This is a genomic window from Nocardia sp. 2TAF39 (genome assembly GCF_052114905.1).
GTDB lineage: Bacteria > Actinomycetota > Actinomycetes > Mycobacteriales > Mycobacteriaceae > Nocardia.
This window is the reverse complement of record NZ_JBFRFQ010000016.1, coordinates 97,175-118,586: the sequence shown is the minus strand read 5'-3', so window position 1 is coordinate 118,586 and position 21,412 is coordinate 97,175. Positions and strand designations below refer to the sequence as shown.

Sequence of the window (21,412 nt, the reverse complement as noted above, 5' to 3'; positions counted from 1 at the left end):
CACAAAAGCGTTGCCGCGCTGGAGAAAGACGTCCGCGCCTGGATCACCAACTGGAACGAGAACCCCAAACCCTTCGTCTGGCGCAAAACAGCCGAGGAAATCCTCGACTCCCTAGCGAAATATATGGCGAAAATTTCGGGACCGACACAGTAGTGCTGGACGAACGTGGAGATTGTCGCGAAGGTGCACGCGGAATGTGTTGTGCTCGACTATGATCCACCAGAAGTAGATCCGAACGTCCTGATCTACGCCAGTCGTCTCACGGGCCCCTCACTCCCTCCTCGGCGTGGCCGTCTCAGACGATTTCCCGCCATGGCTGTAGGGTAAGTAGTGCTCGGTCCGGCACGTTTGCCCGGCGATCGCGCGGGCATCCGGGGAAGACGTCGCATCATGCTGGGAGGACCGATGGCTACCGAAGACCGGACCGCCGTGTTCGACGCGGTAGTCGCGGCGGCGGACTATCCCATGCTGGTGGTCACCGTCCAGGCCGGTGGTCGGCGCGCCGGATGTCTCGTCGGTTTCACGACGCAGGTGAGTATCGAGCCGCGCCGATTCCTGGTCGGCCTGTCCAAACGCAACCACACCTACCGGGTCGCGGAGCGTGCCGAGCGGCTGGCCGTGCATGTGCTCGGCAGCGAGCAGCTCTCGCTGGCCCGGCTCTTCGGCGGGGAAACCGGTGACGATATCGACAAGTTCGTGCACTGCGACTGGCACGTCGGCCCCGGCGGTGTGCCGGTGCTCGGCACGGTGCCCAGCTGGTTCAGCGCCCGAATTCTCGAACGACACGACTTCGGCGACCACGTCGGGGTGCTGCTCGAGCCGGAGGACGGCGCGGCGCCCCGACACCCGGCCGAGACACTGCGCTATCACGCGGTAGCCCGCTTGAGCGCGGGCCACCCGGTGTGAGACGGACCGCCTATCGCTGCTGACCGGCCGACGCGGTTGAGAGTCCGAAGCGTTCGGCGAAGGCCGACAGCTCGTCGCGAGCAACTTCCGGATCAGCCGTGCTGGCGCTCACCACGATTCGGGTGACGCCCTGCGCGGCAAGACTTTCGACGCGTTCGAGTGGCATATCGATCGATCCCCAGCGGGTGTACTCGAACGTCTCGATGCTTCGGCCGGCCGCGGCGGCCGCGGAGCGGGCGATCTCCAGCTGGCTGTCGCGTTCCACCGGTCCGAGCATGCCGCCGGGAAAATAGCCGTCGCCGCGGAAGCCGGCGCGCCGGGCGGCGGCCCGGCTCGATCCGCCCACATGGATCGGCAACTGCTCGCACCCAGCGGGTTTGGGGAAACTGCAGAGGTTCTCGAAGTGGAAGAACTCGCCATTGAAGCTCACGCCGTCAGCGCCGCCTGACCACAGCAGGCGCAGCACGTCGATGGCCTCGTCGGCACGACGGCCGCGGGTGCCGAAATCCACGCCTGCCGCCCGAGCCTCGCCGGGCAGGGTGCCTAGCCCCACCGTGAGCAACCGCATCCGTCCCTTGGACAGCACATCGATGGTCGCCAGGCGCTTGGCCAGGACTACCGGGTGGTGATAGGGCAACAGCAGCACCGCCGTTCCGAGCAGGATCCTGTTCGTCGCGGCGGCCACGAAACTCAGTGCGTCGAGCGGGTCGGCATAGGGCAGCGACGGCGTGATTTCCATGGGTCCGATCGTCGCGCCGGGGTACAGCGCGATGTGCTCCGGCAGGTAGAGGGCCTCGAAGCCACAGCGCTCGGCATGCTGGGCGTAGTCGATCAGCCGGTCGGGATCGGCGCCGAAGAACGGCGTGCTGTAGCTGACCGCGAACTTCACTGCAGATCCTCGATCCTGTCGTATTCGCACGCCGCGGCGAGTCGGCCGTGCAACCGATGTCGAACGGTCTCCAGCCGCTCGATGTAGGAGTCGACCTCGGCCAGTTTGCGCCGCAAGGTGGAAACCGAGTCCGGGCAGATGTCACCGGAACCATTGCCCGCCCGAAGGCAGGCGACGAACGGGCGGATGTCGTCGAGGTCTAAGCCCTCGCCGAGCAGTGCCCGTATCTTCCGCACGACCAGCAGCTCCGCCTCGTCGTAGGAGCGGTATCCGTTGGCGGCGCGCTGCGGCTGCACCAGGCCGTGCTCCTCGTAGTAGCGCAAGGCGCGGGTACTGGTGCCCGTCCGCTGCGCCAGTTCACCGATCCGCATTCATCCTCCTCGACCCGAACCTCACGGCAACGCTAAACCTTCTCGCCGACGTCAAGGCAAGCCGAAGCCTTCTCGCGACTACCAATCCACCGAGCCGAGTTCGTGCAGCCTGCGGAACACCATCATCGAGCCGGGGGCGACGTGGTCCATCGCGGCGTATTCGCTGACGGTGAAGTAGCGCAGTTCGGCGATTTCGCTGGTCGGTTGAGGTTCACCGTCGAGTTCCGCGGTGAAACAGGTCATGTGCAGGCGGGTGCCGGGGGTATGGCCGTACGCTTCGGCGAGAAACACCCCCAGCTCATCGAAGGACGCGACGCCGACACCCAGTTCTTCGCGCACTTCCCGGTGCAGTGCCGCTACGGGGGTTTCGCCGGGGTCGATCTTTCCGCCTGCCATGTAGAAGACGTCCTTGCCGACCGATCGCGCCTGCAGCAGGCGACGATCCCGGACGTGGGCCAACGCCGCGGTGCGAATCACCGGCTCACTGTACTGAGCGGTCGAAGCCGGGCGCCAACCGGTTTTCAGCCGGCTGCCGATTGCTGTTCTGGAACGCACTGCATCTGCCGGGGCACCGGGTGCTGTTCACGGGCGACATGCTGGCTAACGCTCGCGGTGCCACCATGCCGGGAGTCTTCAACATCGACAGCGTCGCCGTGGAGCGCGCTGTGCTCCGGTTCGCCGAGCTGGATGTCGACACGATCTGCGTCGGCCACGGTGATGTCCTCCGTGGCGCCGCCGCCGCTGTCCGGCGGTCTCGGCACGGTGCGCGCCTGGTCTCGGGGTTGTTCGGACGTCGGTGCCCGTCCTCGGGCCGGAGGAGACCCGACCGGCTGTTCGATCAGAGTTGAGCGGTGTGTTCGCACGGAGGTAGACCGTCGGCGCGGCGTAGGACGTCGGCGACAGACTCCAAGTAGAGCAGGGTGCGCATGGAGGTGCCTGTCACAGCTTGGCCGAGGCGGCGCAGGGACGAATTGTCCAGGTGCGCGATCACTTCTGCGTCTTCGGCCTGGTCGAGGCCGGGGTCACAGGCGAAATAGCCGGGATCGAGGCCGAAGACATGGGCGAGTCCGGTGCGGGTTCGCTCCGGGAGCGTGGTGGCCTGCCCGCGGCGAAGGCGCGCCAGATAGCCGGGGGACATGTTGTACCCGGCCGCGGTCATCCATCCCGCGACCGTCTCGTCGGCCAGCGGGCGCCCGTGCGCACGCTCCCACATCTCGAATGCAAGATTCAATCGGGTTGTGACATCGATGTCCACGAGCGCCTCACCTTCTGGCGGTATCGCCTGTTGACGGGTCGAACATTGACTCGACCGTAGCGTGGGAGACTGCGGTCGCCGTGATTTCGTGGCAAATGTCCGGTTAACTAGGGGGCGGAACGTACTCGACCCCCGGTTTTGTCGGGATTGTGGCAGTCGAAATCATGGGCTGCGTCAAATGTTTCGGGCCGCGGCGGTGACGAGACGGCGGCGCCGCGGTCGACATGCCGTCGCGCAACGGCGTGTCGGCACACGGATCGGGGCCTTTCTGATTGCCTGAGCACTGAGCTACTAGCGTGGAAGCACCGTCCGTGTCGCGAATTCCGGGTCGGTCGGAGTTCGAGCGTCGACCCGGGGCACGGCGGGCCTACCCAGCGAATTCGAGGAGGTGCGAGTGCGACTGAGTTCCGAGGAGGCGCGCGGGCGGTTCGCGGACAGTCCCGTCGCGCGGCTGGCAACTGTCTCGGCCTCGGTGCGCCCGCATGTGGTTCCGATCGTGTTCGTCGTGGTCGGCGACATCATCTACACCAGCATCGACGCCAAGCCGAAGACGACGATGCAGCTGCGACGGCTCGCGAATATCGAGGCCAACCCGGCGGTCGCCGCGCTCGTCGACTTCTACAGCGACGACTGGAATCAACTGTGGTGGGCACGTGCCGACGGCGCCGCCCGCATCGCGGACCCGGCCGAGGCGGAGACGGCGAAACGGCGATTGGCCGCACGCTATCCGGACTACACCGCCCAGCCACCGCCAGGGCCTGTGATCAGCATCGATGTCGCGCGATGGTCTGGATGGCGGGCGCGCTGAGCATTCGGTGCCAGGTGCCAGGTGCCAGGTGTCAGGTGCCAGGTGCCAGGTGCCAGGTGCCAGGTGCCAGGTGCCAGGTGCCAGGTGCCCAGGTCGGCGGTTTCGATCAGGTCCGCGAACCGCGCGATGATCTCGGCGATGTCGACCCGATCGCGGCGCGGTGCGCCGCTGTTCCGGACGGGAGCGGGTTGCTACTGATCGTCCGTCGTCAGCTCGCTTGCGCGGCGGATGCCGAAGATGTTGCGGACAATTGGGCCGAAAATGGGCGTAGACCGTGAATTTGAATTCTAAGGCGCTCACCAATAGAATTATTTTCATCAGACTAGTCGAGATGGTGCAGAATATTCATACTTCTGACGAGCGGTGATTCCTTTCGTACGGATCATCGGCAGCCGTCCATCGACGATCAGGAGTGCAGGTGAAAATCGGAATCCCCGCCGAGGTCAAGAATCACGAGTACCGCGTGGCGTGCACGCCGGCCGGCGTGCACGAGCTCGTGTCGCGCGGGCACGAGGTGTACCTGGAGACGGGCGCCGGGCGCGGCTCGGCCTTCGAGGACGAGGCGTACACCGTCGCGGGTGCGCGGGTACTGGACACCGCCGACGAAGTCTGGGGAACCGCTGATCTGGTGCTCAAGGTGAAGGAGCCGGTGGCCGAAGAGTACGGGCGGCTGCGCGAGAACCAGGTGCTGTTCACCTACCTGCACCTGGCCGCGTCCAAGGAGTGCACCGACGCATTGCTGAGCTCCGGCAGCACCGCGATCGCCTACGAAACCGTGACCGGACGCGACGGCTCCCTGCCGCTGCTCGCGCCGATGAGCGAGGTCGCGGGCCGGTTGGCCGCACAAGCCGGCGCCTACCACCTGATGCGCAGCGGCGGCGGGCGCGGCGTGCTGATGGGCGGCGTGCCCGGCACCAGGCCCGCCAAGGTCGCCGTGCTCGGCGCGGGCGTCGCGGGCGGGAACGCGATCGCCGTCGCGCACGGCATGCGCGCCGATGTCACCGTGCTGGATCTGAACATCGCGCGCCTACGCGAGATCGACGTGCAGTACCGCGGCCAGGTGCGGACCATCATGTCGAACAAGCTCGAGGTGGATACCGCGGTTCGCGAGGCGGACCTGGTGATCGGCGCGGTGCTGGTGCCGGGTGCCAAGGCGCCGACCCTGGTGTCCCACGACCTCGTCGGGCAGATGAAGCCGGGCTCCGTGCTGGTCGATATCGCGATCGACCAGGGCGGGTGCTTCGCGGACTCACGGCCGACCACGCACGCGGAACCGACCTACCGGGTCCACGAGTCGGTGTTCTACTGCGTCGCCAATATGCCCGGTGCGGTCCCCAACACCTCGACCGTTGCGCTCACCAATGCCACGCTGCCGTACGTGGTCTCGCTCGCCGAACGCGGTTGGCGCGATGCGGTGGCGGCCGATCCGGGTCTCGCCGCAGGGCTGAGCACCCATCGCGGAGCGCTGTTGTCGGAGTCGGTGGCGCAGGCGCACGGTTACGTGACGGAAAGCCTGGCCGCGTAACGGTTCGCCAGCGATGCGTCCGTTATGTAGATCCCGAACGCGGGCGCATGTGCTCGAAGATAAGGATCGTTTCGGTCGAGGCGACTGCCGGATGGGCGCTGAGGTGATTCAGGACGAATACCCGCAGCTCGTCGGTGTTGGCGGTGGCGACATGAATGAGGTAGTCGTCGGCGCCCGCGATGAAATACACGTTGAGCACCTCATCGAGCGCCGACATGCGCTGCCCGAACTCGGCGAGCTGCCTGCGCGCGCTCGCGTGCAGGCGCACCGCGACCATGGCTTGCAGGTTGCGGCCGAGCGCAGCCGGGTCGATGTCGGCGTGGAATCCGCGAATGACGCCGCGCTCCACCAGCGCTCGCACCCGCCCGAGGCAGGTGGAGGGTGCGATGCCGGCGGCCGCGGCGAGCGCGTTGTTCGTCATGCGCCCGTCCCGCGCGAGCTGGTCGAGCAGGATCCGGTCGATGTCGTCGATCGGAGCGCCCGACGGCGGGTGGCCGGGCGCGACCGGGCCGCGTGTTGAGTCGGTCTTGCGCATGACCCGACGGTACCGAATCTGGTTCGCCATGCAGCCGGTCTCGATGAAGATTCTTCGGCTATGAACGGCGGCCGGGTTGCTCGTGTCTCGGGAAGCGGGTCGCGCTGCCCGGACGCGGATGCGGACGCGCCTGCTCCACCTGCGCCGCCACCGTGAGGATTGTCGTCTCGCCGTTCGCGGGCCCGACCAGTTGAACCGACAGGGGAAGCCCATCGTCGCCGACGCCCGCGGGCAGGGCGGCCGCAGGATTGCCGGTGACGTTCCACAGGGCGGTGTAAGCGACCATCGGGAGGGAGGCGAGCTGGGCGCCCACTGTGTTCGCTCCGTCGAGGACGCCGAGTCTGGGTGGGCGGATCGCGATGGTCGGGGTGAGCAGCAGATCGCACTCGGTGAAGATCCGATCGACCTTGCGCGCCGAGGATTCTCCTTGCCGGATCGCCCATTCGACGACGGGCCGCCGAGCCCATGCGCCGAGCGCGACCGTTTGCTTGGTCCGGCGTTCGAGCCGTTCCGGATGGTCCACTTCGGCTATCTCGGCTCGTACGCCGCCGAAGAACTGGGGGAAGAAGGCGCCCGTCGAATTCGGGTAGTCAGGGTCGATCTCGACCACCGTATGCCCCAGTTCCGCAAGGAGCTTCGCGGTGTCGCGAACCGCGCGGGCCTGCAGCGGATCCGTTTTCACCAGCGGCGGCATGGGCGTTTTCATGCTGTAGCCGATCCGCAGCGGTTGCGCCGCCTTGCGGGCCGCCGCCTCGAACGACATCACCGGTTCGGAAGCCTGGAATCGGTCGCTCGGCGCGTTGCCGCGGATGACGTCGTAGACGATCGCGGCATCGAGCACGCCGCGAGTCAGCGGCCCCGCGACACCCAACGCCCACCACAGGTGCTCGTTCGGCGCGTTCGGCACCCGCCCACGTTGCGGTTTCAGTCCGAACAACCCGCAGCACGCGGCCGGGATGCGGATCGAGCCGCCGCCGTCGCCGCCGAGCGCCGCGGGAACGAGCCCGGCCGCCACCGCCGCGGCGGAACCGCCACTGGACCCGCCGGTGGAGCGCGTCGTATCCCACGGATTGCGGGTCACACCGAAGGTGCTGGACTCGGTGAACGGCCACTGCCCGAATTCCGGCATCGCGGTCTTGCCGACGATCACCGCCCCCGCCGCGCGCAGCCTGCGGACCACCTCGGCATCCGCTGCGGCAGGGGTCGAGTTCGCCCTGGTGCCGTACGTGGTCACCACGCCGGCCACGTCGAACTCGTCCTTGATCGCGATCGGGATTCCGTGTAGCGGACCCACCGCGCCGCCCGCCGCACGCTCCCGGTCACGCTCGATCGCGTCGGCCCTGGCTTCATCCCGGAGCACTCGGGTGAACGCGCCGAGCTCCGCGGCGGCGTCGATCCCGTCGAGAGTCGCCTCGACGAGCTGCTGTGCCGAGACGACCCCCTGCTCCAACAGCTCACGCTGTTCGAGTACGCCCGATGCGACGACTTCCTGGAGATCCATGCGCTATCGCTCCTCTCGGCCCGTTCCGGGCCGCCGTGGCCGAGGCGTCGCACTGCCGATGCTCACACCTCGACCGTATGTAGTCGAGCGACCGTTGTGCAATGGATACTCTTCGATCGGTCATGTGGTTCAAACCGCAAGCAAATTGCTTCGATCCGCAACCGATCCGGTAGTGGCGTCGTCAGGGCAGCTCGAGGTTCGGCATGCTTGCCGTCCCGGCGGAGTCGGTGCCTGCCAGCTTGGAGTGGGTGCGCGAGTAGGTGAAGTAGACGATCAGGCCGACGACCAGCCAGACCACGAAGCGCGCCCAGGTCTGCCACGGCAGCGACCAGATCAGGTACACCGAGAACCCGATGCCGACCAGCGGGACGACCGGCATGAACGGCAGCCGGAACTCGCGCGGCTCGTCGGGCCGGGTGCGTCGCAGGACCATCACCGCGACGGACACGACGATGAAGGCCATCAAAATGCCGATGTTGGTCAGCTCGGCGACGACCGTGATGTCGAGCAACCCGGCCATCAGCGCCGCTCCGATACCGACGATCCAGGTCACCCGGGTGGGCACCTTCCGGACCGGATGGGTCTTGGCGAACCATTCCGGCAGCAGCCCGTCGCGGCTCATGGCGAACCAGACGCGGGTGACGCCGAGCATGAAGGTGAGCACCACGGTGACGATGCCGACGATGGCGCCGATCGCGATGATGTTCGCGACGCCGGGCTGCCCGACCGACTCGAACGCGGTGGAGAAACCGCTGGTCGGGCTGATCTCGGTGTACTTCTGCATGCCGGTCAGCACCAGGGTGGCCAGCACGTACAGCACCATGGCGATGGCAAGCGAGTAGATGATCGCCTTGGGCAGGTGCTTCTTGCCGTCGGTGGATTCCTCGGCGGCGGTGCTCATCGCGTCGTAGCCGAAAACGGCGAAGAAGACCGTGGCCGCGCCGGTCCACACCGCGCCGGCGCCGAACGGGAAGTACGGCGTGTAGTTGGAGCTGTCGATGTGGAAGACGCCCAACACGATGATGAGCACGACCAAGGCGACCTTGATGCCGACCGCGACGGTCTCGAACCGGCCGACGCTCCTGATGCCCCGCGACAGCAACCACGCCGTGCCGAGACAGAACAGCATGGCGAACACGTCGACCACGTGGCCGTCGCCCGTGCCGGAGGCGCCCATCATCCAGTCCGGCAGGGTGATGTCGACCTGGCCGAGCAGGAACCGGAAGTACCCGGACACGCCGATGGCGACCACCGCGGCGACCGCGATGTACTCCAGCAGCAGATCCCAGCCGATGAACCAGCCCGCGATCTCGCCGAGCGACACGTAACCGTAGGTGTACGCGGACCCGGCCTTGGGGACCATCCCGGCGAACTCGGCGTAACACAGTGCCGCCGCGGCGCTGGCGACGCCCGCGATGAGGAACGAGATGAGCACGGAGGGGCCGGTCACGGAGTGCGCGACCGAACCGGCCAGCGTGAAGATGCCCGCGCCGATGATCCCGCCGACGCCGATCGCGGTGAGCTGCCACAGGCCGAGCGATCGGGACAGCTGCTCATCGGCAGGGCCGGATTCGTCCTCGACCTCGCCGAGGGGTTTGCGGCGCAACATTTGGGTGCGCAACTCCGCGATGGACATGTGTATCCTTTCGTCCTCTGCGGTACCCGGCGGTGCCGTAACGCAGATCACATTTCGAGCTGTGACTAGCTAAATACGATCACAGCCGCGCTGTGATCGGTTAGTCGGACAAATAAATTTCAGCGGCCTTGTCCACCCGGACGGCGCGGCTCGGATGCGCCCGGCTCAGCGGTCGCGACCGAAGGAGCGCAGGAAGAACGCGACATTGGCCGGACGCTCGGCCAACCTCCGCATGAAGTAGCCGTACCACTGGTCGCCGTAGGGGACGTAGACGCGCAGCATGTGTCCCGCACCGACCAGGCGCCGCTGTTCGGCGTCGCGGATGCCGTGCAGCATCTGGAACTCGAAAGCGTCATGCGTGCGCCCGGTTTCGCGGACGCAGCGCAGCGCAGCATCGATGAGCGCCGGGTCGTGCGTGGCGACCATCGGATAGCCGTCGCCGTCCATCAGGATGCGCAGACAGCGTAGATACGAGTCGTCGATTGCGGAACGGCCCTGATAGGCCACCGCGGCGGGTTCGCGATAGGCGCCCTTGCACAACCGGATTCGCGAGCCGGGGCCGGCGAATTCCCGGCAGTCGTCCTCGGTGCGTTTCAAGTAGGCCTGCAACACCGTGCCCAACCATGGGAAATCCGTGCGCAGCTCGCGCACGATCGACAGCGTCGAGTCGGTGGTGGTGTGGTCCTCCGCGTCGATGGTGACCCAAACCCCCGCGACTGTCGCGGCGGTGCAGATCTGATGGGCGTGCTCACGAGCTATGGCGTGCCCGTCGTGGGGGAGTGCCTGGCCCAGCGCGGACAGTTTGAGGGACACCTCCAGCGGTCGCGCGGTCCCTGCCGCCGCGGCGGGCAGTTCGGCCAACGCGGACAAGAGCCGCAGATAGTGCGCGACGGTGACGCGGGCTTGGTCGAGGTCGGTGGTGTCCTCGCCGAGATAGTCGATGGTCACGCAGCGGTCGGATCCGAGGAGCGCGGCGGTCGCGGCCACCGCCTGATCCTCGGTCTCGCCCGCGACGAAGCGGTCCACCAGCTTCTTGGTGGTCGGCATGCGGCTGATCGTGCGCTCCATGCGTGGGGAGCGTGCGGCCGCCAGCACGGCGGGACGGAGCAGTCCGGAGAATGCCATCAGAGCTCCTGGTGCGGGTAGTGGTGGTCGGTCGCGGGGACGAACGTTTCCTTGATCGTGCGAGCGGAGGTCCAGCGCAGCAGGTTCTGTGCCGACCCCGCCTTGTCGTTGGTGCCGGAAGCGCGCGACCCGCCGAAGGGCTGTTGCCCGACGACCGCGCCGGTGGGTTTGTCGTTGACGTAGAAGTTGCCGGCCGCGAACCGCAGCCGGTCGGTGGCGGTGGCGATGGCCGTGCGGTCGTCGGCGATGATCGCGCCGGTCAGGCCGTAGCGCGAGCCCTTGTCGATCAGGTCGAGTGTGGACTCGAACGATCCGGGGACGGAGTCGTCGTAGACGTGCACGGCTAGGATCGGGCCGAAGTACTCGGTGCGGAATGCCTCGTCGGCAGGGTCGTCACCGAGCAGGATGGTGGGCTCGACGAAGTAGCCGACGCTGTCGTCGGCGTGGCCGCCCGCAGCGATCGTCAGGCTCGGAGTCGCCTTGGCGCGTGCCAGGGCGTCGGCGTTCTTGTCGAAGGCGCGCTTGTCGATGAGCGCACCGCCGAAGTGGGTGAAGTCGGTGACGTCGCCATAGCTGAGGGCGGCGACCTTGTCGACGAACTCGCGGCCCATCCTTGCCCACATCGACCTCGGGATGAACGTGCGGGAGGCGGCTGAGCACTTCTGGCCCTGGTAGTCGAAGGCGCCGCGGATCAGTGCCGTGGTCAGCACGTCGGGATCGGCGGAGCTGTGCGCCACGACGAAGTCCTTGCCGCCGGTCTCGCCGACCAGGCGCGGATAGCTGTCGTAGTCGGCGATACTCGCCGCTACCGTGCGCCACAGATGCTGAAATGTCGCGGTCGATCCGGTGAAGTGGATACCGGCGAGGCGGCGATCGGTGAGTGCCACGTCGGACACCGAGGGACCGGCGCCGTGCACCATGTTGATCACACCGGGCGGCAGCCCCGCCGCCTCCAGCAGCTTCATCGTCCAGTACGCCGCGACCGATTGGGTCACGGCGGGCTTCCATACGACGGTGTTGCCCATCAGCGCGGGCGCGGTGGGGAGATTGCCCGCGATCGCGGAGAAGTTGAACGGGGTGATCGCGTAGACGAAACCCTCGAGCGGCCGGTACTCCACCTTGTTCCACACGCCAGGTGTCGAAATCGGCTGGTCCTGCAGGATTCGGCGAGCGAAGTGGACGTTGAAGCGCCAGAAGTCGACCAGCTCGCACGGGGTGTCGATCTCGGCCTGGTAGGCCGTCTTGGACTGGCCCAACATCGTCGCGGCGGCGATGGTTTCGCGCCACGGTCCGGCCAGCAGGTCCGCGGCGCGGAGGAAGACCGCGGCACGGTCCTCGAACGGAAGTGCCTGCCAGCCCGGCGCCGCGGCGGTGGCGGCCGTGATGGCATCCGCCACGTCGCGCGGCTCGGCGGTGGTGAGCGTGCCGAGTACGGCGGCGTGCCGGTGCGGCTGCACCACGCGGATCTGCTCGCCGGATCCGCGCCGGTGTTCGCCGCCGATGACATGATGGACCCCGGTCGGCGACGCGCTGAGCTCGGTGAGCTTCGCCTGCAACCGTTCGCGTTCCGCACTGCCCGGGGCGAATGTGCCGACCGGCTCGTTGACCGGCTGGGGTGTGGACACGATGGCGTCCATGGTTCCTCCTGCTGGGTAGGTGATTTTGCGGTAAGCCGAAGTCAACACCGGAAAACTGCCCGGAGAATGAGCCAGTCGGACAAAGATGGGATGAGTGCGTTGTCGAGTTGGCCGAAGGACGGGAACGTGGCCGGGGAGAGCGAGTTCGCCGCCGCGGACATGGATCTGTTCGGCCTGGCGCAGATGGTCGCCCACAACGCGGGCGGGATGGTGTCCATCGAGGACTCGCACTCCCACGTGCTGGCGTACTCGGCGTCGGACCAGACCGCCGACCAGTTGCGGGTCCTGTCCATCCTGGGCCGGGAAGGCCCACGCGACTACCTGACCGTGCTGCGGAAGTGGGGTGTGTTCGATCGCTTGCGCAACACGGACGAGGTCATCGACGTGCCCGCGCATGAGGAACTGAACATCAAGCGCAGGCTGGTGGTCGGTATCCGCCATCCCGCGGACGCGACCGCGCGAGCGCCCCGGGTACTCGGTGCGATCTGGCTGCAGCAGGGTGATCAGCCGTTGAAGTCGGACGCCGCGGAGGTCCTGCGTGGCGCCTCGGCCATCGCGGGCCGTCTGATCTCCCGCAGTCTCGACGCACCGTCCACCGAGGCGCTGCTGATCCAGCGGTTGTTCGGCGCGGGAGGGACCGCGGTCGATGTAGACGCGGTGGCGACCGCGCTCAACCTGCCGCAGACCGGTCCAGCCGCGGTGGTGGCGTTCGCGTTCACCGGAACCGAGCAGGCCACTGCCACCGAGCCCGCCGCGCTCGGCAGCATCCTGCGCTTGCGCGCCAGCTCCTTTCGGGGCGACTCGGTGACCACCGTGCTCGGCGACCGCGTCTACGTGTTATTGCCTGGCTACCGGTCCGCGCACGCGGTGACGGCGTGGACGCGGCAACTGGTCGAACAGCTCGAGGCGAAGCGGTCGCTGGTGTTGCGGGCGGCGATCGCCTGTCCCGTCGCCGATCTCGGCGCGGTGGGTGCGGCGCGGGCCGAGGTCGATCGTGTCCTGGACAGCACCGTCGCCACCTACCTGAAGAGCCGGGTGACCACGCTGTCCGAATCCCGCACCGCCGTGCTGCTCGGCGAGGTGCTCGATCTCGTCGGCTCGCGTGCCGAATTGCACGATCCCCGGCTGCGCGCCCTGTTCGACTACGACCGCAAACATTCCGCGAGCCTGCGCGACAGCGTGGAGACGTATCTGCGGGAACACGGCGACGTGCGTAACGCCGCGGCCGCCCTGCAAGTGCATCCGAACACGCTGCGCTACCGCATCCGCCGCGTCGAGGACATCCTCGGCATGGATCTCGGCGACCACGCAGACCGCCTGTTGCTCGAGATCCAGCTCGCGCTCCAGCGGCGCCCGCACTCCCGCCCGTCGGGCCCGCCTGCCTGACCGGATCTGTTTGGTCGCCGTGCCCGCCGTGCACGGAGTCGACCTGCGTCGAACTACGCGAACTCGACGACAAGGTGGTCTGTGCCCGGACACGGGCGCCGTTCGTCGCGGTCGGTAACTCGCGCCAGGACTTTGGCGGCGGGAAACCGCAGGTGATAGCGATTGCACCGAGCACTGCCCCGGCGAATGACAGCAGGCCCGTGACCGCTCAGTTTGTGCTCTGCTCGGGTGACTCCGGCGACCAGTGGTTCGTTCGGGTGAGCGTGGCGGCTGTGGTCAGGACAGTCGCGGCGGCGGGTGGGAGGTGGTCGGTGCGCCAGACGATGTCGATGTCGAGTGTGGGGAGTTCGTCGGTGAGGACGACGGCGACGTTGTCGGGTCCGAGCCTGTCGGCCATCGACCGGGGCACGAGGGTGAAACTAGTGTGATCGAGACTGAGATGACGCAGGCCGAGCCGGTTCTTCCTTGCGGGGGAATGTTTTTCCGGTCAGTTCGAGCAGGGCGGTGAGTTTGTCGTAGTGGGCCGCGGCGAGGTCGCGGGAGTAGAAGCAGAAGGTCTGTCCGGCTAACTCCCGCAGCGCCACCGCGATCCGCTCGGCGAGGCGGTGATGGGTGTTCACGACGGCGACGAACGGTTCCCGCCGCAGTGGCTGCCGGGAGTAGTCGGGCCGGTCGGGCAGCACGTGCGACAGCACCGGATCCAGGCCCCGCTCTGCAGGTCGGTGTCGAGGTCGCGTGACCATCCTTCGTGTGCTTCGACGCGGATGCCGGGATGCTGGGTGCTGACTGCTGTGATCAATCTTGGCAGGGTCTCGTAGGCAGCGGAGAGGACGTAGCCGATGCGGACGGTACCGGTCCGGCCGTGGTGGGCTTCGATGGTGCGTTCGACGAGCCGGTCGGTGTCGGCGAGGATCGCTCGCGCGCTGTCGAGGAAGACGCGGCCTGCTTCGGTCGGCCGCGTCGGTCGCCGGTCGAACAGGGGGACGCCGAGCCGGATTTCGAGGGCGCGGATCTGGCGGCTCAGCGGCGGTTGGGCGATGTGCAGTCGTTCGGCGGCTTTCTGGAAGCTGCCTTCTTCGGCGATGGCGATGACGTAACGCATCAACCGCAGATCGACCATCTTGGACTCGACAACCCGCGGACGCCGAGAATCGCGGGGAGCCAGTACGAGGCAACCGCGTGGACGGGAGAACGAGGGTGAGCGCTGCGAAGGTCGACGCGTTGCGGAGGACGACTCGACCGTCGACGCGATTGTTGGCGGCGGTGTTCGTGAGCAGTTTCGATCGGTTCGCGATCAGCCCGATGCTGGTTCTGATCGCGGCCGCGCTGCACTCGCCGTTGGCCTGGGTGGCTGCGCTGGCAGGCGGCTACTTTCTCGCCTACGGGTTGTCGCAGCCGGTGTGGGGGCTGCTGTCGGATCGGTTCGGACGGCTGACGGCGATGCGGGCGACGCTGCTGGGAGCGGCGATCGCGGGCATCGCCTCCGTGCTCGCCCCGAATCTGGCCGTGCTGGTAGCGGTACGGGTGATCGCGGGCGCCTGTTTCGGTGCGGTCCTGCCGACGTCGCTGACCTACGTCGGCGACACCGTGGATTCCGGGTACCGGCAGCGCGCGCTGTCGGATGTCATGGCCGCCACCGCCGTCGGCACCGCGCTGGCGACCGGACTGGCCGGGTTCGCCGCCGAACTGATCCACTGGCGGGCCGTGTTCGCCGCACCGGCTGCCGCTGCGGCGGCCTGCGCGCTCGCCTTGCGGGCGCTGCCCGAACCGGTCCGGGCGCTGGTCGCCTCCGTGGCAGCGCAGCTGAGTACCGGTCGCTGGTAGTAAGTCGGTTGTCTTGGCCGTTGTCGGCCGAGTCGCTGTCAGCCGAGGGCGATCCGTGCTATCGAGGACGGATGAAGCCGACACGGTCGTTCTACGATGTCGTGACTGTCGGCGGCGGCCATAACGGGCTGGTGGCCGCCGCGTACCTGGCGCGGGCCGGAAAGTCGGTGCTACTGCTCGAGCGCCTACCGCACACGGGTGGCGCCGCGGTGTCGGAGCGGGTGTTCGCAGGCGTCGACGCGCGGCTGTCGCGGTACTCGTATCTGGTGAGCCTGCTGCCGCGACAGATCGTGGACGAGCTGGGGCTGCGCTTCACGACACGCCGCAGGCAGATCTCGTCGTATACGCCGGTCGGCGACAGCGGCCTGCTTGTTTCCGGGTCGCCGGAGCGGACCAGGGCGAGCTTCACGCGGCTCACCGGGTCGGATCGGGATTTCCTTGCGTGGCAGCGCTTCTACGGCGCCACCGGGCGGCTGGCGCAACGCATATTCCCGACGTTGACACAGCCGCTGCCGTCCAAGGCCGCGCTGCGGACTGCCGTCGACGACGCTGCGATGTGGGAGGCGCTGTTCGAGCGCCCGCTGGGGGAGGCGATCGAGTCGGCGTTCCGCGACGATCTCGTGCGCGGCGTGGTGCTGACCGACGCGCTGATCGGTACGTTCACCCATGCGCACGATCCGTCGCTGCGGCAGAACCGCTGCTTTCTCTACCACGTGATCGGCGGCGGCACCGGCGACTGGGACGTGCCTGTCGGGGGTATGGGCGCGCTCACCGACGCGCTGGCCGAGGCGGCGCGCTCGGCGGGCGCCGAGATCGTCACCGAATGCGAGGTAACTGGCCTCGAAACCGATGGCAGCACAGCCGAAGTCGGCTACCAGGCCGGGGCGGTTGGCGCGCGTCACGTGCTCGTGAACGCTGCACCGTACACGCTCGCGGGATTGCTCGGCACGCCGCTACCGCCGAAACCACAAGGCGCGCAGCTCAAGATGAACATGCTGCTGCGTCGGTTGCCACGACTGCGTGACACCGAAACCGATCCGCGCGAGGCGTTCGCGGGAACCTTTCATATCGGCGAGTCGTACGCGCAACTCGACCAGGCGTACGGCGAGGCGGCCACCGGCCGCATACCGTCTGCGCCGCCCGCGGAGATCTACTGTCACACATTGACCGACCCGTCGATCCTGTCGCCGGACCTGACCGCGCAAGGCGCGCACACCCTCACGCTGTTCGGTCTGCACACACCGGCAAAGCTGTTCGCCGCCGACCCGGAGGGTGCGAAAGCGGAGGTGGTGAAAGCTGCACTTGTGCAACTGGATTCGGTGCTGGCCGAACCGATCGCCGACTGTTTGGCGATGGACGAGCACGGCGCGCCGTGTCTGGAGGCGAAGACCCCGCTCGAGCTGGAGCGTGAGGTCGGCCTGCCCGGCGGTCACATCTTCCACCGAGATCTGGCCTTCCCCTACCTACCGGAGGAGGCCGATCCGGCTGACCCCGCCGCCCGGTGGGGTGTGTCGACCGGCCATCGCAACGTATTCCTCTGCGGTGCCGGGGCGATCCGCGGCGGCGGGGTCAGCGGCATCCCCGGGCACAACGCCGCGATGGTCGTGCTCGACGTCGATCAGAGCCGCTGAGTCGAGAGCGCGATCTTGGCGCTGCGCCCCGGCGTTTCGGTGGCGACCGCGGCGTCGGCCGCGGACTCCAACGGGTAGGCGGTCTCGATGTTCAACCGCAGCTCGCCACGGGCCGCGACGTCGATCAGCTCGCCGATCAGCCGCCCTCGATGCTGGGCGCCGATCTCCTCGATCCGCTTGGCGCCCCAGAAGCCTTTGACCACAGCCTGTTTGAAGATGAGGCTGCCGGCGTCAAGCGACAGCGGCTTGCCCGACAGAGCGCCGAAGGAGATCAGGTGCCCGTTCGGCGCGAGTAGCGCCAGCTCGTCGGCGGCGGCGCGACCGCCTACCTGGTCGACGGCACGCGCGATGGGCGCGCCCGAGGTAACGGTCTCGACCTGCGCGCGCCAGCCGTCGCTTTCGGTGTCGAGCACCGGTTCGTAGCCGAGCTCACGCAGTGCCGCGACCGAAGCGGGGCCGCGCACCAAGTTGAGCACGTGCAGACCGCGTTGCCGGCCGAAGACGTTGACCAGTCTGCCGACCGCGCCGTTGGCGGCGTTGATCGCCAGCCATTCGCCCGGCTGCAGTGCAAGGTCTTCCACCAGCATCAGCGCGCTCAGCGGCATGGCGAGCAGCTGGGCCGCGGTTTCGTCGGACACCGCGTCCGGCACCGGAACCACCTGCCCGGCCGGAACGACGAAGTACTCCGCCCACACGTTCTGTGCCCCGGACACCGTGACGCGTTGTCCGACGGTGAGACGAGTGACGTCCGGTCCCACCGCGTCGACGCGCCCGACGGCCTCGGTGCCCGGAATCGCGGGCAGCGGCGGCCGGTAGCCGTACACGCCGCGCACGATGGCCAGGTCGTGGTTGTGGATCGGCGCGAGGATCAACTGGAGTCGGACCTCGCCGGGACCCGGTTCGGGCACCGGCCGCTCGGTGGTGGTGAGCACGTCCTTCGGTTCGCCGAATCGTTCGATGACTACGGCACGCATGTTCGCTCCCTTCCCGATCAATAGCCTTCCCGATCAGTCCTCGGCGACGAGGACTTCGACGTCGATGTTTCCACGGGTCGCGTTCGAATACGGGCACACCTGGTGTGCCTTGTCTGCGAGTGTCTGCGCGTCCTGCCTGGACAGATGGGGGAGTGAGACCTCGAGGGTGACCGTGAGCCCGAATCCGCCCGCACCGTCGGTGCCGATGCCGACCTTGGCCCCGACCGCGGAGTCATCGATATTCGCCTTGGCCTGCTGGCCGACCAGGCGCAGCGCCGAATGGAAGCAGGCCGCGTAGCCTGCCGCGAACAGCTGCTCGGGGTTGGTGCCTTCGCCGTTGCCGCCCAGCTCCTTCGGCGCAGACAGGTCCACGTCGACCTTGCCGTCGGTGGTGCGGGCGTGTCCGTTGCGGCCGTCGCCGGTCGCAAGGGCCTCGGCGGTGTACAGGATCTGCATGTCTACTCTCTTTCGTTCAGCTGGGACATCAGCGAATGCGTCAGTCGTCGCAAGGTTTCGCGCAGCGCGAGGAACTCGTCCGGGGACAGGCCGACGATCTCGGCCATCTCGGCCGGGATGTTGCCCGCCTCGGCCCGCAGCGCGCGCCCGCGTTCGGTGAGCCGGATATCCACGCGACGTTCGTCGGCCGCCGACCGATGCCGCTCGACCAGTCCCGCCGTCTCCAGCCGCTTGAGCAGCGGGGAGAGCGTGCCGGAATCCAGGGCGAGTGCATGGCAGACGTCGCCGACACTGCGTCCATCGCGTTCCCACAGGGCCAGCATCACCAGGTACTGCGGGTAGGTGAGCCCGAGCCGTTCCAGCTTCGGGCGGTAGACCGCGGTCATCGCCCGGGACGCCGCGTAGAGCGGGAAGCAGAGTTGCTCGTCGAGGGTGAGGTGATCGGCCATGTATTAAAAGTAGTGGACAACTATATTGTGCACAATCCACTTTGTCTGTGGCGCTGGTCACAGAGCGCGCACCGTTGGCGTCAGTTCGCGTCCGGCAACCCGCCGATGCGGTGGGTGAGGGTGATCGCGGTGGCCCGGACCTGGGTGGCGAGCGAGATCCAGTCGGCGGAGCAACTCGTGGATGCGCAGTGGTGGCGGAAGGTGACACTGATCGCGGCGATCGGGCGGTGATTGTGGTCGAAAACGGGATAGGCGACGGACGCGAAGCCGGGGGTGACATGGCCGTCTTCGCAGGCCCAGCCGCGACGGCGGTCGGTGGCGAGCGTCGTGCGCAATGCGGCGAGGGTGATCGGACCACGGTCGGTCCGGTGGACGAACGCCGCCGCGGACGGGAACAGAGCGCGGACCTGGGCGGCAGGCAAATGGGCGAGGATCGCGCGGCCGGAGGCGGTGAGGTGCGCGGGCAGTCCGACGCCGACGCCGGTGACCAAAGTTTCCGGACGCGCAGGCTGCTCTTTGATCAGATAGAGCAACTCGTTGCCGTGCAGGACGCCGAGGTGAGCGGTGTGGCCGACGCGTTCCACCAGACTGCGCAGCAGTGGGTGGGCAAGGCGCTCCAACGGATCATGGCGCAGATAGGCGGAACCGAGTTCGAAGGCGGCGATGCCGAGGCCGTAGCGGCGCTCGGTGGGCAGTCGGGTGACGAACCGGGCCGTTTCCAACTCGGCCAGCAGGTGATAGGTGGTGGAGCGCGGGAGGCCGACTTCGCGGGCGATGGCCGTGGCGGAAATCGGCCCGGCTCGGCCGGCGAGTAGTTGCAGCACGGCGAGCCCGCGGCGCAACGCCGGGACGTCGCTGCTCTTTCCCACACCTCTCTCCTCTGTATGTCTGGGATCTCAGACGAAATCGGCCTCAGCCTCATTCTGCACCGACTGTCGCGGCGGTGGAATGGACTCATGCCGGACACTGCGCAGCTACCTATCGTCGACCTCGACGGTCCGCTCACCCGGGATGGGGTCGTCGCGGTCGCGCGGCATGGTGCAAAGCTCAGGCTGAGCGGGGCGGCGCTGCGGCGGCTGGCCGCCGCGCGCGACCATGTCGATGCGCTCGCGGCGGCCGACGTCCCGACCTATGGGGTCTCCACCGGATTCGGTGCGTTGGCGATTCGCTACATCCCGCCGGAGCGGCGCACCGCGTTGCAGCGGTCGCTGATCCGCTCGCACGCGGCGGGGGCGGGCGCGGCCGTGGAGCGCGAGGTGGTGCGCGCGCTGATGGTGCTGCGCCTGCGCACGCTCGCGACCGGCCACACCGGTGCGCGGCCCGCGACGGCGCAGACGCTGGCCGCCATGATCAACGCGGGCCTCACGCCGGTGGTGCACGAGTACGGCTCGCTCGGATGCTCCGGCGATCTCGCGCCGCTGGCCGCGGTGGCGTTGACGCTCATGGGCGAGGGCACCGTGGCCGACGACAACGGCGTGCTATCGCACGCTGGGAATGCGTTGCGCACCAATGGAATCGAGCCGGTCACGCTGGCTGAGAAGGAAGGCCTGGCGCTGACCAACGGCACCGACGGCATGCTCGGCATGCTGGTGCTCGCCCTGGCCGACCTGCGCATTCTGCTGGACGTCGCGGACATCACCGCCGCGATGAGCGTCGAGGCCCTGCTCGGCACCGATCGCGTCTTCGCGGCGGACCTGCAGGCGCTGCGCCCACATCCCGGCCAGGCTCACTCGGCGGCGCGGATGCGTGCCGCCCTGGCCGGATCGGAGATCGTCGCGAGCCATCGCGGCCCCGACTGTCACCGGGTGCAGGACGCCTATTCGCTGCGCTGCGCCCCACAGGTGCACGGCGCCGCGCGCGACACGGTGGCCCACGCCGAAACGGTCGCCGATCGTGAGCTGGCCTCGGCCATCGACAATCCGGTGGTGTTCGGCGACGGACGGCTGGAGTCCAACGGCAACTTCCACGGCGCGCCCCTGGCCTATGTGCTCGACTTCCTCGCGATCCCGGTCGCCGACGTGGCGAGCATGGCCGAGCGCCGTACCGACCGCATGCTGGATGTCGCGCGCTCGCACGGCCTTCCGGCCTTCCTCGCCGCCGACCCCGGCGTCGACTCGGGCCACATGATCGCCCAGTACACCCAGGCCGCCATGGTTTCCGAGCTCAAACGCCTCGCCGTGCCCGCGTCCGTGGACTCGATCCCGAGCAGTGCGATGCAGGAGGACCACGTTTCGATGGGGTGGTCGGCGGCCCGCAAGCTACGCACGGCGATCGATGGGCTGACCACTGTGCTCGCGATCGAATACCTCACCGCTGCGCGGGCCATCGACTTCCGTGCTCCGCTGCGTCCGGCTGCTGCCACCGCCGCGGCCGTGGCTCTGCTGCGCACCCGAGTCGACGGCCTCGGCCCCGACCGCCATCTCGCTCCCGAAATCGCCGCAGCCGAATCCCTGTTGCGCACCGGCGCTTTCACCCGAACCGTCGCGCCCAACCTCACCTGATGT

The 21,412-nt window shown here is 68.0% G+C and carries 25 protein-coding genes; 9 read left to right on the top strand and 16 right to left on the bottom strand.

Translation table 11 applies throughout. The features are described 5' to 3' along the window. The first annotated feature begins 405 nt into the window (after positions 1-405). Entirely contained in the window at positions 406-906 is a 501-nt protein-coding gene (locus AB4Z47_RS13335; RefSeq protein ID WP_441950733.1) for a flavin reductase family protein, read from the top strand. A gap of 10 nt (positions 907-916) precedes the next feature. On the opposite strand, the gene AB4Z47_RS13330 is transcribed toward AB4Z47_RS13335, so the two are convergent. From AB4Z47_RS13330 to AB4Z47_RS13320, 3 genes are all read right to left on the bottom strand, one after another. Then, complete coding sequence (locus AB4Z47_RS13330) at positions 917-1,795, bottom strand: TIGR03619 family F420-dependent LLM class oxidoreductase (RefSeq protein ID WP_441950731.1); 879 nt, start codon at positions 1,793-1,795, stop codon at positions 917-919. Next, positions 1,792-2,166, bottom strand: coding sequence for a MerR family transcriptional regulator (locus AB4Z47_RS13325; protein WP_441950729.1), 375 nt, complete (start codon positions 2,164-2,166; stop codon positions 1,792-1,794). The genes AB4Z47_RS13330 and AB4Z47_RS13325 overlap by 4 nt, the downstream gene beginning before the upstream one ends. A gap of 78 nt (positions 2,167-2,244) precedes the next feature. After that, positions 2,245-2,643 (bottom strand): NUDIX hydrolase, encoded by a 399-nt coding sequence (locus tag AB4Z47_RS13320; protein WP_441950727.1) that lies wholly within the window; start codon positions 2,641-2,643, stop codon positions 2,245-2,247. A 59-nt stretch (positions 2,644-2,702) separates the two neighbouring features. Here AB4Z47_RS13320 and AB4Z47_RS13315 point away from each other — a divergent pair, with 59 nt between their 5' ends. Continuing rightward, on the top strand, positions 2,703-3,014 hold the full coding sequence (locus tag AB4Z47_RS13315; RefSeq protein WP_441950725.1) for an MBL fold metallo-hydrolase: 312 nt from the start codon (positions 2,703-2,705) through the stop codon (positions 3,012-3,014). Here AB4Z47_RS13315 and AB4Z47_RS13310 read toward each other — a convergent pair. Continuing rightward, positions 3,005-3,421 (bottom strand): hypothetical protein, encoded by a 417-nt coding sequence (locus AB4Z47_RS13310; RefSeq protein ID WP_441950724.1) that lies wholly within the window; start codon positions 3,419-3,421, stop codon positions 3,005-3,007. The two genes, AB4Z47_RS13315 and AB4Z47_RS13310, sit on opposite strands and share 10 nt — an antisense overlap. A gap of 400 nt (positions 3,422-3,821) precedes the next feature. Between AB4Z47_RS13310 and AB4Z47_RS13305 the strand changes: the two genes are divergently transcribed. The 3 genes from AB4Z47_RS13305 (at position 3,822) to ald (ending at position 5,754) form a co-directional block, all read left to right on the top strand. After that, complete coding sequence (locus AB4Z47_RS13305) at positions 3,822-4,229, top strand: TIGR03668 family PPOX class F420-dependent oxidoreductase (protein WP_441950741.1); 408 nt, start codon at positions 3,822-3,824, stop codon at positions 4,227-4,229. 77 nt (positions 4,230-4,306) lie between these two features. Then, positions 4,307-4,507: a hypothetical protein gene (locus AB4Z47_RS13300; protein ID WP_441950722.1), complete on the top strand. Its 201-nt coding sequence runs from the start codon at positions 4,307-4,309 to the stop codon at positions 4,505-4,507. 140 nt (positions 4,508-4,647) lie between these two features. Further along, entirely contained in the window at positions 4,648-5,754 is a 1,107-nt protein-coding gene (gene ald / locus AB4Z47_RS13295) for an alanine dehydrogenase (RefSeq protein ID WP_441950720.1), read from the top strand. 22 nt (positions 5,755-5,776) lie between these two features. Here the strand turns inward: ald and AB4Z47_RS13290 are convergent, their stop codons facing one another. From AB4Z47_RS13290 to pruA, 5 genes are all read right to left on the bottom strand, one after another. Continuing rightward, on the bottom strand, positions 5,777-6,289 hold the full coding sequence (locus AB4Z47_RS13290) for an Lrp/AsnC family transcriptional regulator (RefSeq protein WP_441950719.1): 513 nt from the start codon (positions 6,287-6,289) through the stop codon (positions 5,777-5,779). A gap of 58 nt (positions 6,290-6,347) precedes the next feature. Further along, positions 6,348-7,790, bottom strand: coding sequence for an amidase (locus tag AB4Z47_RS13285; protein WP_441950718.1), 1,443 nt, complete (start codon positions 7,788-7,790; stop codon positions 6,348-6,350). Between the two features lie 181 nt (positions 7,791-7,971). Next, complete coding sequence (locus AB4Z47_RS13280; protein ID WP_441950716.1) at positions 7,972-9,426, bottom strand: amino acid permease; 1,455 nt, start codon at positions 9,424-9,426, stop codon at positions 7,972-7,974. A gap of 165 nt (positions 9,427-9,591) precedes the next feature. After that, positions 9,592-10,551: a proline dehydrogenase family protein gene (locus tag AB4Z47_RS13275; protein ID WP_441950714.1), complete on the bottom strand. Its 960-nt coding sequence runs from the start codon at positions 10,549-10,551 to the stop codon at positions 9,592-9,594. After that, the gene (gene pruA, locus AB4Z47_RS13270; protein ID WP_441950712.1) at positions 10,551-12,188 is read right to left on the bottom strand and encodes an L-glutamate gamma-semialdehyde dehydrogenase; all 1,638 of its coding nucleotides are present in this window, start codon (positions 12,186-12,188) and stop codon (positions 10,551-10,553) included. The genes AB4Z47_RS13275 and pruA overlap by 1 nt, the downstream gene beginning before the upstream one ends. A gap of 90 nt (positions 12,189-12,278) precedes the next feature. Here pruA and AB4Z47_RS13265 point away from each other — a divergent pair, with 90 nt between their 5' ends. After that, positions 12,279-13,574, top strand: coding sequence for a PucR family transcriptional regulator (locus tag AB4Z47_RS13265; RefSeq protein ID WP_441950710.1), 1,296 nt, complete (start codon positions 12,279-12,281; stop codon positions 13,572-13,574). A 208-nt stretch (positions 13,575-13,782) separates the two neighbouring features. On the opposite strand, the gene AB4Z47_RS13260 is transcribed toward AB4Z47_RS13265, so the two are convergent. From AB4Z47_RS13260 to AB4Z47_RS13250, 3 genes are read right to left on the bottom strand one after another with little or no spacing between them, the layout of a single operon-like run. Then, positions 13,783-13,983, bottom strand: coding sequence for a hypothetical protein (locus AB4Z47_RS13260; protein ID WP_441950708.1), 201 nt, complete (start codon positions 13,981-13,983; stop codon positions 13,783-13,785). Between the two features lie 10 nt (positions 13,984-13,993). Further along, entirely contained in the window at positions 13,994-14,257 is a 264-nt protein-coding gene (locus AB4Z47_RS13255; protein ID WP_441950706.1) for a LysR substrate-binding domain-containing protein, read from the bottom strand. Continuing rightward, positions 14,191-14,694 (bottom strand): LysR family transcriptional regulator, encoded by a 504-nt coding sequence (locus tag AB4Z47_RS13250; RefSeq protein WP_441950704.1) that lies wholly within the window; start codon positions 14,692-14,694, stop codon positions 14,191-14,193. Before AB4Z47_RS13250 ends, AB4Z47_RS13255 begins: the two co-directional genes overlap by 67 nt. 77 nt (positions 14,695-14,771) lie before the next feature. Here AB4Z47_RS13250 and AB4Z47_RS13245 point away from each other — a divergent pair, with 77 nt between their 5' ends. Both AB4Z47_RS13245 and AB4Z47_RS13240 read left to right on the top strand, forming a co-directional pair. Further along, complete coding sequence (locus AB4Z47_RS13245; RefSeq protein WP_441950703.1) at positions 14,772-15,398, top strand: MFS transporter; 627 nt, start codon at positions 14,772-14,774, stop codon at positions 15,396-15,398. Between the two features lie 71 nt (positions 15,399-15,469). Next, a complete protein-coding gene (locus tag AB4Z47_RS13240; protein WP_441950701.1) occupies positions 15,470-17,029 on the top strand; it encodes a phytoene desaturase family protein in 1,560 nt (519 codons plus the stop codon). Here AB4Z47_RS13240 and AB4Z47_RS13235 read toward each other — a convergent pair. The 4 genes from AB4Z47_RS13235 to AB4Z47_RS13220 form a co-directional block, all read right to left on the bottom strand. Continuing rightward, positions 17,017-18,003: a zinc-binding dehydrogenase gene (locus AB4Z47_RS13235; RefSeq protein WP_441950699.1), complete on the bottom strand. Its 987-nt coding sequence runs from the start codon at positions 18,001-18,003 to the stop codon at positions 17,017-17,019. The two genes, AB4Z47_RS13240 and AB4Z47_RS13235, sit on opposite strands and share 13 nt — an antisense overlap. A gap of 33 nt (positions 18,004-18,036) precedes the next feature. Then, positions 18,037-18,459, bottom strand: a complete 423-nt coding sequence (locus AB4Z47_RS13230; RefSeq protein WP_441950697.1) for an organic hydroperoxide resistance protein — start codon at positions 18,457-18,459, stop codon at positions 18,037-18,039. A gap of 2 nt (positions 18,460-18,461) precedes the next feature. Next, positions 18,462-18,908, bottom strand: coding sequence for a MarR family winged helix-turn-helix transcriptional regulator (locus tag AB4Z47_RS13225; protein WP_441950695.1), 447 nt, complete (start codon positions 18,906-18,908; stop codon positions 18,462-18,464). A gap of 80 nt (positions 18,909-18,988) precedes the next feature. Further along, positions 18,989-19,777 (bottom strand): IclR family transcriptional regulator, encoded by a 789-nt coding sequence (locus tag AB4Z47_RS13220; protein WP_441950694.1) that lies wholly within the window; start codon positions 19,775-19,777, stop codon positions 18,989-18,991. Positions 19,778-19,864: 87 nt separating this feature from the next. Between AB4Z47_RS13220 and hutH the strand changes: the two genes are divergently transcribed. Next, entirely contained in the window at positions 19,865-21,409 is a 1,545-nt protein-coding gene (gene hutH, locus AB4Z47_RS13215) for a histidine ammonia-lyase (protein ID WP_441950692.1), read from the top strand. Positions 21,410-21,412 lie beyond the last annotated feature (3 nt).

Excerpts from the sequence above, each read along its gene's own strand:
- AB4Z47_RS13280 (WP_441950716.1), bottom strand. The coding sequence starts at position 9,426 with ATGTCCATCGCGGAGTTGCGCACCCAAATGTTGCGCCGCAAACCCCTC.
- AB4Z47_RS13325 (WP_441950729.1), bottom strand. The coding sequence starts at position 2,166 with ATGCGGATCGGTGAACTGGCGCAGCGGACGGGCACCAGTACCCGCGCC.
- AB4Z47_RS13335 (WP_441950733.1), top strand. The coding sequence starts at position 406 with ATGGCTACCGAAGACCGGACCGCCGTGTTCGACGCGGTAGTCGCGGCG.
- pruA (WP_441950712.1), bottom strand. The coding sequence starts at position 12,188 with ATGGACGCCATCGTGTCCACACCCCAGCCGGTCAACGAGCCGGTCGGC.
- AB4Z47_RS13275 (WP_441950714.1), bottom strand. The coding sequence starts at position 10,551 with ATGGCATTCTCCGGACTGCTCCGTCCCGCCGTGCTGGCGGCCGCACGC.
- hutH (WP_441950692.1), top strand. The coding sequence starts at position 19,865 with ATGCCGGACACTGCGCAGCTACCTATCGTCGACCTCGACGGTCCGCTC.
- AB4Z47_RS13235 (WP_441950699.1), bottom strand. The coding sequence starts at position 18,003 with ATGCGTGCCGTAGTCATCGAACGATTCGGCGAACCGAAGGACGTGCTC.
- AB4Z47_RS13265 (WP_441950710.1), top strand. The coding sequence starts at position 12,279 with ATGAGTGCGTTGTCGAGTTGGCCGAAGGACGGGAACGTGGCCGGGGAG.
- AB4Z47_RS13240 (WP_441950701.1), top strand. The coding sequence starts at position 15,470 with ATGAAGCCGACACGGTCGTTCTACGATGTCGTGACTGTCGGCGGCGGC.
- AB4Z47_RS13225 (WP_441950695.1), bottom strand. The coding sequence starts at position 18,908 with ATGGCCGATCACCTCACCCTCGACGAGCAACTCTGCTTCCCGCTCTAC.
- AB4Z47_RS13290 (WP_441950719.1), bottom strand. The coding sequence starts at position 6,289 with ATGCGCAAGACCGACTCAACACGCGGCCCGGTCGCGCCCGGCCACCCG.
- AB4Z47_RS13250 (WP_441950704.1), bottom strand. The coding sequence starts at position 14,694 with ATGGTCGATCTGCGGTTGATGCGTTACGTCATCGCCATCGCCGAAGAA.
- AB4Z47_RS13230 (WP_441950697.1), bottom strand. The coding sequence starts at position 18,459 with ATGCAGATCCTGTACACCGCCGAGGCCCTTGCGACCGGCGACGGCCGC.
- AB4Z47_RS13285 (WP_441950718.1), bottom strand. The coding sequence starts at position 7,790 with ATGGATCTCCAGGAAGTCGTCGCATCGGGCGTACTCGAACAGCGTGAG.